The sequence below is a fragment of the Prevotella sp. MGM2 genome, from assembly GCF_002933955.1.
GTDB lineage: Bacteria > Bacteroidota > Bacteroidia > Bacteroidales > Bacteroidaceae > Alloprevotella.
This window is the reverse complement of the sequence record NZ_BEWW01000095.1, coordinates 1-9,392: the sequence shown is the minus strand read 5'-3', so window position 1 is coordinate 9,392 and position 9,392 is coordinate 1. Positions and strand designations below refer to the sequence as shown.

8 protein-coding genes are annotated in these 9,392 nt (G+C 45.5%); 5 read left to right on the top strand and 3 right to left on the bottom strand.

What is annotated here, in order from left to right:
• Positions 1–473 precede the first annotated feature (473 nt).
• The 3 genes from C5S62_RS02155 to C5S62_RS02145 are packed head-to-tail and all read right to left on the bottom strand — an operon-like array spanning position 474 to position 4,121.
• Complete coding sequence (locus tag C5S62_RS02155) at positions 474–2,183, bottom strand: acyl-CoA dehydrogenase family protein (RefSeq protein WP_104403870.1); 1,710 nt, start codon at positions 2,181–2,183, stop codon at positions 474–476.
• 36 nt (positions 2,184–2,219) lie between these two features.
• Complete coding sequence (locus tag C5S62_RS02150) at positions 2,220–3,242, bottom strand: electron transfer flavoprotein subunit alpha/FixB family protein (protein ID WP_104403869.1); 1,023 nt, start codon at positions 3,240–3,242, stop codon at positions 2,220–2,222.
• A gap of 3 nt (positions 3,243–3,245) precedes the next feature.
• The gene (locus C5S62_RS02145) at positions 3,246–4,121 is read right to left on the bottom strand and encodes an electron transfer flavoprotein subunit beta/FixA family protein (protein ID WP_104403868.1); all 876 of its coding nucleotides are present in this window, start codon (positions 4,119–4,121) and stop codon (positions 3,246–3,248) included.
• Positions 4,122–4,592: 471 nt separating this feature from the next.
• Here C5S62_RS02145 and C5S62_RS02140 point away from each other — a divergent pair, with 471 nt between their 5' ends.
• Genes C5S62_RS02140 through C5S62_RS02120 form a run of 5 tightly spaced genes read left to right on the top strand, consistent with a single transcriptional unit; the run spans position 4,593 to position 8,556 of the window.
• On the top strand, positions 4,593–5,462 hold the full coding sequence (locus C5S62_RS02140) for a MotA/TolQ/ExbB proton channel family protein (protein ID WP_104403867.1): 870 nt from the start codon (positions 4,593–4,595) through the stop codon (positions 5,460–5,462).
• A 24-nt stretch (positions 5,463–5,486) separates the two neighbouring features.
• The gene (locus C5S62_RS02135; protein WP_104403866.1) at positions 5,487–6,095 is read left to right on the top strand and encodes a biopolymer transporter ExbD; all 609 of its coding nucleotides are present in this window, start codon (positions 5,487–5,489) and stop codon (positions 6,093–6,095) included.
• Positions 6,096–6,107: 12 nt separating this feature from the next.
• On the top strand, positions 6,108–6,722 hold the full coding sequence (locus tag C5S62_RS02130) for a biopolymer transporter ExbD (RefSeq protein ID WP_104403865.1): 615 nt from the start codon (positions 6,108–6,110) through the stop codon (positions 6,720–6,722).
• A gap of 23 nt (positions 6,723–6,745) precedes the next feature.
• On the top strand, positions 6,746–7,594 hold the full coding sequence (locus C5S62_RS02125) for an energy transducer TonB (protein ID WP_104403864.1): 849 nt from the start codon (positions 6,746–6,748) through the stop codon (positions 7,592–7,594).
• Positions 7,595–7,611: 17 nt separating this feature from the next.
• Positions 7,612–8,556, top strand: coding sequence for a PstS family phosphate ABC transporter substrate-binding protein (locus C5S62_RS02120; protein ID WP_104403863.1), 945 nt, complete (start codon positions 7,612–7,614; stop codon positions 8,554–8,556).
• The last annotated feature ends 836 nt before the right edge of the window (positions 8,557–9,392 follow it).

Here is a 9,392-nt window from a genome sequence, read left to right as displayed (position 1 = left end):
TCATGCACCGTGTTTTCGGCTTGACCCGTTTTTCCGCAGCCTTCTTTTAGGGGCGGATTGTCGGCATTTAGCGTTTTAACATTTCTTGCTTTCGGCTGGAAAATATATTATCTTTGTAACAGCAAAGCGGGGCTTCCCATCGGAAGTCCCGCTTTTTACGTGTTTTCAGTGGTAATTCAGGTTTGAAAACACTATATTTTGAATGAAAAAAGCATTACTTGGAATTTTTATTTGCCGTATTCGTGTTGAAAATCCGATACGGACTTTTCAAATTCCAGGTATTGGATTTCCCAAAAGGCCATTCTGAAAAGTTACGGAAAGTTAAAAACGTTAAATATGAAATCTTCTTCTAGCACTTTTTCCTAATGGAGGACAATGGGTGTTCTGAGAGGAAGATGGAGTATGGTAAAGGCGCATCTGTCTGAATTGAATGACAGATGCGCCTTTTATGGTTTCAGGTAAACGGTGTCAGGTTATGCCTGTTTGTAATCGGCCAGTTGGTCAGGGGTCAGGTTCATCACAAAGGTGTGGTGCTTGGCAATTTCGGCCTCTACGAAGTTGGCGTATACCCGGGCGGACTTAGTGAACAATTCAGGAGCGGCGGTGGCGTTGCGCAGTAGGAGGTGGAGCATGATTACGTCAGCGGCCATTTCCACGAGATGGCGTGCGCAGATGTCATGGAAACACTGGTCGGCGGCTTCTTTTACATGGCTCACGGCCTCTTCATATTTGTCGGCCATCGCTTTGGCGCGGGTTTGTAAGGGTAGCATGTCCGCTGACACCTCGGCCGTTTCGAATTCGCGCATTTGAGCGAGGTAGGAACCGTTGGTTACGTAACGGATGGCAGCTACTACCTGAAGTTGTGTGGTGCCTTCATATATGTTGGTGATACGGGCATCGCGGTAGTAGCGTTGGATGGGGTAATCCATCATGAAGCCTGAGCCGCCGTGTATCTGCAAGGCATCGAAAGTGTTCTGATTGCAATATTCCGAGTTCATGCCCTTGGCCAGCGGTGTGAGGGAATCGGCCAGTTTTGCATAGTTTTTTTGCTCCTTGCGCTCTTCGGCTTCAAGTTTGCGCTCACGGGCAATGTCGTCGAGGGCTTTGTATATGTCGACGTAACGGGCGCACTGGTAGAGTAGGGCGCGGCCGGCATCGAGTTTGGCTTTCATCAGTGCCAGCATGTCGTAAACGGCAGGAAAGTTGATGATGGCTTTACCGAACTGCTCACGGTCTCTTGCATAGGCTAGTCCCTCGTTGTAGGCTGCTTGGGAGAGACCTACGCTTTGGGCGGCAATGCCTAGGCGGGCACCGTTCATGAGTGCCATGACGTATTTGATGAGGCCCAGCTTGCGTTCACCGCAGAGCTCTGCTTTGGCGTTTTTGTAGACGAGTTCACAGGTAGGTGAACCGTGGATGCCTAGCTTGTTCTCAATGCGGCGCACATTCACACCGCCGCTGTTCTTGTCATAAATGAACATGGAGAGGCCACGTCCGTCGGTGGTGCCTTCTTCAGAACGCGCCAGTACGAGATGGAGATGAGCATCGCCGTTGGTGATGAAACGCTTTACGCCGTTGAGTAGCCAGCAGCCGTCTTCTTCGCTATATGTGGCTTTGAGCGTAACGCTCTGCAGGTCGGAGCCGGCATCGGGTTCAGTGAGGTCCATCGACATGGTTTCGCCGGCGCAGATGCGGGGAATGAAGCGTGAATGCTGGTCTTCGTTTCCGAATTCATAAAGTGTTTCAATGCAGTCCTGCAGGCTCCATATATTACCGAAACCGGCATCGCTGGCAGCTACGAGTTCGGCACACATGGTGTAGGGGGTGATGGGGAAATTGAGGCCACCGTATTTGCGCGGCATGGTCATACCGTTAAGACCGGCCTTGACCATAGCGTCAAGATTGGCTGCGGTGCCGCTGGCATAATATACCCTGTCGCCTTCGTGGTGCGGACCTTCGAGGTCTACGCTTTCGGCATTTTCTGCAACCGTGGTGCCGGCTATCTCACCTGTGATGTCGAGCACTCGGTCGTAGCTGTCCATGGCGTCTTCAAAATCAAGCGGCGCATAATCGAAATTATCTTTGTCGCGGAAGTTTCTTTCTTTGAGTTCCACAATACGTTTCATGAGCGGATGGTTGAGCTCAAAGCGTAATTCCGGATGGTCTGTATAATTGTTTGCCATTTCGTTTTTTTGTTTTATAAGAGATAAAGTTTCGGGTTACTTGCTGTTCTCCTTGTAATATTTGATCATCTTGGGTACGACTTCCTCTACAGAGCCTGTGATGATGTAGTCGGCAATCTGGTTGATGGGTGCCTCGGGATCGGTGTTGATGGAGATGATGATACCACTTTCTTTCATGCCGGCCACATGTTGTATGGCACCGCTGATACCGCAAGCAATATATACTTTAGGACGTACCGTTACGCCAGTCTGGCCGATTTGAAGGGCATGTTCGCAGAAACCGGCGTCAACGGCGGCACGGCTGGCACCTACTTCGCCATGGAGTTCTTCGGCCAGTTTGCGCAGGAGGTCGAAACCTTCTTTTGAGCCTACGCCATAGCCTCCGGCTATCACGATGGGAGCGCCTTTGAGGTTGTTGTCGGCTTTTTCGACGTGGCGTTCCAGCACTTTTACAACATAGTCTGTTTCGGGTACGAATTTGGCCACGTCTTCGTAAATGATTTCACCGTTGTAGTATTCGGCCACTTTTTCCGCTTTCATTACGCCGGATCGCACAGTAGCCATCTGCGGACGATTATCTGGGTTGACAATCGTTGCTACGATATTTCCGCCGAAAGCCGGTCGGATCTGGTAGAGTAATTGGTCGTAGTGCTTGCCTGTTTTGCGGTCGTCATAGTCGCCTATCTCAAGTGCCGTGCAGTCGGCGGTGAGGCCGCTTACGAGTGATGAGCTGACACGCGGACCAAGGTCGCGTCCTATGACGGTTGCTCCCATGAGACATATTTGTGGTTGTTCCTGTTTGAACAGGTTAACAAGAATGCTTGTGTGCGGTTTTGATGTGTAGGGATAGAGACCTTCAGCGTCGAAAACATGAAGTTTGTCTACGCCGTAGGATAAAATCTCTTTTTCCACTTTGCCCGTTATTCCGTGTCCGGCTGCAATGGCTTCGAGCTGTACGCCGAGTTCATTGGCGAGTTTGCGGCCTTTGGTGAGAAGTTCGTAAGAAACTTCTTCTACTGTAATCTTATCTATCTCGCAATATACGAATACGCTGTTCATGTTTTATCCGATTGTATGGCTGTCCAACAATTCTTTTATCAGTCCCTCTACATCGTTGTCGCTGCCGGTGAGGCATTTGCTCTCCTTGGCTTTGAATACGATGTTCTGTACGGCTTTAACCTTGGTGGGTGAACCTGCCAGTCCGCATTGGCTGAGATCGCCATCCACATCGGCTACGCTCCATTGGGTGATGGTGAGGTACGGTTTCTTCTCATACTCTTCGGCATGAGGCAGTGTGCCGTCAGTAGGGCGCTCCAAGGGCGCTGTGGCACGTTTGTATTTCATTACAAGTTTGGCGTTGCGAGGGCGGCAGGGAGCGGCATTCCCGTTCACTGTGAGCAGAATAGGCAGAGGAGTTTCTACTCGTTCTATACCACCGTCTACGGTACGCGTAACGGTAACCTTACCGTCTTTTACGCAGTCTACACTTGTAACATAAGTCACTTGGTTTAAATCAAGTTTTTGTGCTACTTGCGGACCAACTTGTGCAGTGTCACCATCAATAGCCTGGCGCCCGCCTATAACAATGTCGGGCAGGCCTATTTTTTTGATCGCCTGGCTTAAGGCATAACTGGTGGCTAAAGTGTCAGCTCCGGCAAAGGCTCTGTCGGTCAGCAGGTAACCGCCGTCTGCACCGCGGAAAAGTCCTTCTCGGATAACATCTGTGGCTCGCGGAGGTCCCATCGTAAGGATGTGAACTGTTGAACCGGGATGTTGCTCCTTCAGACGTAAGGCTTGCTCCAGCGCATTTAAGTCCTCAGGATTGAAGATTGCGGGCAGGGCAGCGCGGTTGACTGTCCCCTCAGGGGTCATAGCGTCTTTACCCACATTGCGGGTATCAGGTACTTGTTTGGCAAGTACAACAATTTTCAGACTCATATTGTTCTTCTTTATTAATTAATTTAATGTGTGGCTTTATGTTTTAGGACTTAGATATGGTAAAATAGATTATGTATGTAATTCGTATGTGGTTAGTTCGTAAAAGAAATAATATTAGAATAATCGTGCGGCAAATATAGCGAATTCTCGCCATGCCTCAAAGTTTGCTCTCTATTTTCATGGTTCTATTCCTGTTTCGGTCTATATCTATGAAGAAAAATCTTATTATTTTTGTCATTTGTATTTTTCTATTTATATTTGCGTTTGAAAAGTACACATGACAGATAAGCCTGTCAACCTGTGGAGGCAAATGAAATAAAAGCGTTAAAACCACGTTTTATATTTGTCGTCATTACTTAATTTGTCTATCTTTGCGCCCTGTGACATGGTTTAAATGATAGCCTTAAACGTAAAAATATTCAAAAAACGAAATATTATTATCTAATCTACAAACATTTAACTTTTAAAACAATGGCAACTACAAATGCTACCGCACCTAAGGGTGCACCAAAAGTAAAGAAACAAGCTCAGGGTTTCACTGGTATTAAATCCGGCTTTGTTGTAATTATCATTTGCTTCGTTATAGCTGAACTGCTTTATTTCTTTGGCGCAGGTCATGCAAGCAACTTTAAGGGCGATATCGGTGCCGGTTTCGCTGTATTGTCTGAAGTAGAAGCTCTCGAGCCTGCTGGTCTTATCGGTACGGTATACTTGGGTGGTTTCGTTGTGCCTCTCATTTGGGGTCTTTTCCTTACTGTTTTTGCTTTTTCTATTGAACGTTTCTTTGCCATCCGCAACGCTTATGGCCGTACTAGCCTTACTAAGTTTGTTGCTGACATTAAGTCTGCCCTCGCTCATAACGATTTGGCAAAAGCTCAGGCTTTGTGCGACAAACAGCGTGGTTCTGTTGCCAACGTTGTTGGTGCTACTTTGAAGAAGTATAAGGAAATGGAGGATAATACGGTTCTTTCCAAAGAGCAGAAAATTATCGCCATTCAGAAAGAACTTGAAGAGGCAACAGCTCTTGAAATGCCTATGATGCAGGAAAATCTTCCTATTATTGGTACTATTGTAACACTTGGTACTTTGATGGGTTTGTTCGGTACGGTATTGGGTATGATCAAGTCCTTCTCTGCTATGTCTGCCGGTGATGGAGGTACAGACTCTACCGCACTTGCAACAGGTATTTCTGAGGCTCTTGTAAATACCGCTTCAGGTATTGCTACCGGTGCTCTCGCCGTTATTGCTTACAACTATTACACTAACAAGATCGACCGTCTGACTTTCAGCCTCGATGAAGTCGGTTTCTCAATCGTTCAGACTTTCTCCGCAACTCACTAATCATAATCAAGGTAACTTTAAGAAATGGGACGTTTTAAAATCACAAAACAAGACACATTCATCGACATGACGCCGATGAGTGACGTCATGGTCCTGCTGCTTACCTTCTTTATGCTTACTGCGACGTTCGTAAAGGAAGAACCTGTAAAAGTAAATACCCCCGGTTCGGTTTCTGAGATTAAAATCCCTTCAACCAATCTGCTTACCATTTTCGTCTCCAAAGAAGGCAAAGTGTTCATGAATATGGACTCACCTCAGGGAATGACAGCTTTGGCAAATCAGATGAATACAAGTGGGAAACTTACTCTCAATGCCAAAGAAGTGCAGGAATTTGCTCAGGTTCCCATGTTCGGTACTCCTCTTAACACCGTTAGCGGATGGTTGGGAGCAAGCGACCGTAATGGAATTCTTACCAAAGACCCTAGTGCAGGTATTCCTTGCGACAGCGTCAGTGACGAGTTGAGAGTTTGGGTGGAAGCAGCCCGTGAAGCTTGTGGAGAAAAGATGCGTATCGCTATCAAGGCTGATAAAAGCACTTCCTACAAGGTTATTAAGAATGTAATGAAATCCTTGCGCGATGTTGACGAGAATCGTTATAATTTGATTACGTCACTCGCCGGAGCTGACCAATAATTTTAGAATGTTATGGCAAAACAAGGAAAATCGAAACAAAAGAAAATGAACGCCCGCGTGGACTTCACGCCGATGGTGGACATGATTATGTTGCTCGTGACATTCTTTATGCTCTGTACTTCATTGCTTAAACCGCAGACTATGGAGATTACCATGCCTTCGGACAAGCAGGACATCAAGGATGAACAGCGTAACCAGGCCAAAGCCTCTGAGGCTGTAACTGTGCTCATTGCCGGTAACGACCGCCTCTTCTATTTTGAAGGCAAGCCTGAAGAAGCTGCTCAGAAATTGGTAGAAACCAAGTATGGCAAGGATGGACTTCGTGCCTTCCTCCTTCAGAAGAATGCTAAGGCACAGGTTGAAATCAACAAACTGAAGAGAGAGTTCGAAACGCGCGACATTAACGAAGAGAGTAAGAAGGAGTATGCCAAAAGGCTCTCTGATATCAAAGGTGCCAAAGGTACGCCAACGGTTATTATTAAAGCAGCCGATGATGCGAACTTTGACAATATGATAAAAGTTCTGGACGAGATGAACATTTGTGGCATCGGTAAATATGTGATTGATAACTTTACGGACGTAGACAAGGCTCTTCTTACCCCTAAGGGAGTTACGTTTGCGCAGTAATAATATAAGCAAAGTATATAAATATGTCTAAAATCGATTTAATTTCACGCGGATGGTGTGACATCGTGTTCGAGGGACGTAACAAAGATTACGGAGCTTATAGAATGCGCTCACGTGCCGGACGTCGCAATCTTTTCGCACTTCTCATGGTATTGGCACTGATTGCCGCTATTGGTTTGTTTGTGTTGGCCAAGACTGTTGTAAGCAATCTGACCAAAAACGAAGACCTTGGAGGCGAGCAGGTTACTGAACTTTCTCAGCTTAAGAAAGAAGAGCCAAAGAAAGAAGAGAAGAAAGAGATTGAAGTCAAGTACGAAGAACCTAAAATGGAGAAAGTACAGGTTAAGCAATCTATTCAGTTTACTGTTCCTAAGATTGAAGATGATGCTTTGGTTGACGAAACTAAAGAAGTTAAGCGTCAAGACGAAGTGTCTAAGAGTACAATCTCCATTGCAGCCCAGGATTATGCCGGAGACGGTAAGGGTGGTATCAATATCGACGACCTGAAGGATAACCAGCAGGCCGGTGGTACACAAGTTCCCAAAGAGGAAGAAATTACCGCCAACGAACTTGTGGAGCAACCCGCTGTTTATCCTGGTGGTGATGCTGCCATCTTGAAGTTTATTGCCGATAATCTGGTGTATCCCAGCATTGCTCAGGATCAGGGATTGCAAGGTACGGTTGTTCTGAAGTTCACAGTAGACAAGACCGGTTCGGTTTGTGATATTGTCATATCCAAGAGCCTTTCTCGTGAGTGTGACAAGGCTGCTGTGGAATGCGTTTCAAAACTCAAGCGCTTTACCCCCGCCCGTCAGCAAGGACATCCGGTACCCGTTAAGTACACGCTGCCTATCCGCTTCAGACTCAATTAATTTTACTTACGAACATCATGAGAACACTTTGGCTTTTAATTGCCGCAGTGTGCATCAGTCTAACCACTTCTTGTGGAAATCATCGGAAGCCTGCCGGTTGGCGGACTTCCGATGATGTGCATATTGCGATAGATGAAACTTTCAGGGACATAATGGAGGAAGAGGTTGAAACTTTCGGAAAAATCCATTTGGTTCCCAGTGTAAAACCGGTTTATTGCAGCGAAGATTCCGCTTTGCGCATGTTGGTTACCGACAGTGTACGCTGTTGCATTGTCACGCGTAAGCTCAATGACCGCGAAATGAAGGTTGTCAAGAGCCATAACTTAGGCGTTCGCCAGGCTCTCATTGCAACAGACGCGTTTGCTTTGATTGTTAATAAAAACAATCCTGACACTTTGCTTACGGTTGATGATATTCGTGACATTGTTTCCGGAAAAATTACACGTTGGGAACAGCTGACCTATTCTTCGGGAAAGAAGGGCGAGTTAAAACTGGTGTTTGATAATTCCGGTTCGAGTACAGTGCGTTACATGCGTGATTCCTTGTGTAACGGGCATGAACTCAAGGGAAATCTCTATGCTCAGGGGAGCAATAAAGCTGTCATTGAGGCTGTGAAGGAGAATGCCGATATTATTGGAGTGGTCGGTGCCAACTGGCTTAAGGCCAAGGGGGATGCTCCTATCAGTGACTTTGAGGAACTTGATGTGAAAGTGCTGAAAGTGGCGCGTAAGACCGAAAAGGATGTCATAGGATGGAAACCCTATCAGGTACGTATTGCCACGGGAGATTACCCTCTTATACGTTCTGTCTATGTTATCTTGACCGATCCGCGCGTGCGGAGCAATACCAAGACGTTCTTTTTCTTCCTTAAAGGACAGAAAGGACAAACCATCATCAATAATAGTTCACAAATGCTTACTATCATGCCTGTTCAAATTAAGGATGTGAGTGTCAGCGAATGAACTGTTGAAATGTTTTTAAGGGCAGCATATCTCTGTTAAAGATTGAGAGATATGCTGTTTTTTGTTCTGAAAAATCGCTCTTTACATTCGGATTTTTTCAGAAATAGAGTATGTTTTCTGCCAGACGGGAAGTGTTCTTGTTGACGAGGGAAGTTGTCGGGCGTGCATGGGCATTGATTTAATGATGTGTATTGATTTGTCCATTTTAAATGATAAGTTCTATTGTGTTTTAATTGTTGTCCGGCAAAAAAGAAATGTAGAGGAGGCTTTTGCCATCCGGTATATGGATGTTTGAAATGATTTTTTACAGAGTATCGTTGTCGGGTGAAAATATTTGATAGAAATTCGTGGATTGTTTGTTTCGTTAAAGGCCGTATTTATGACTTATCGGGAGTGGTTTGTTTGAAGAACTTTTATTAAAGATAAGCCTTTGCTTCGTGTAGAAGTTTCACTCCGTTGTTTTTTAGGGAAGTAATGTTTTGTGCTTGACTTTGTGCCGGACAGTGAAAAGAATATGGCTATGTAAAAATGAGATTTTTGGTCTGTTCCGAAAAATGGGGAGGATTTTGGAGGGCACATGAAACTCAGCAGAGCGTATGAGAGATGTTGTTTTCAAATGCTTTCGTATAGGGGTGGGTGTGGGATTATGGATAATGTCACCATAGACATTACAGGGCAAGTGTTTTTTTCTGTGCTTCAGGATTTTCTCCGGTTTATGAGAAATGAATAGTGCTATCTCTTCCTTTTTAGTATTAACATTTTTAACTTTCCGTTACATTTTAAAGTGTTAAAACATAGGTTGTAAGTATTGGGAATTGAAAAGTCCTTATTGGATT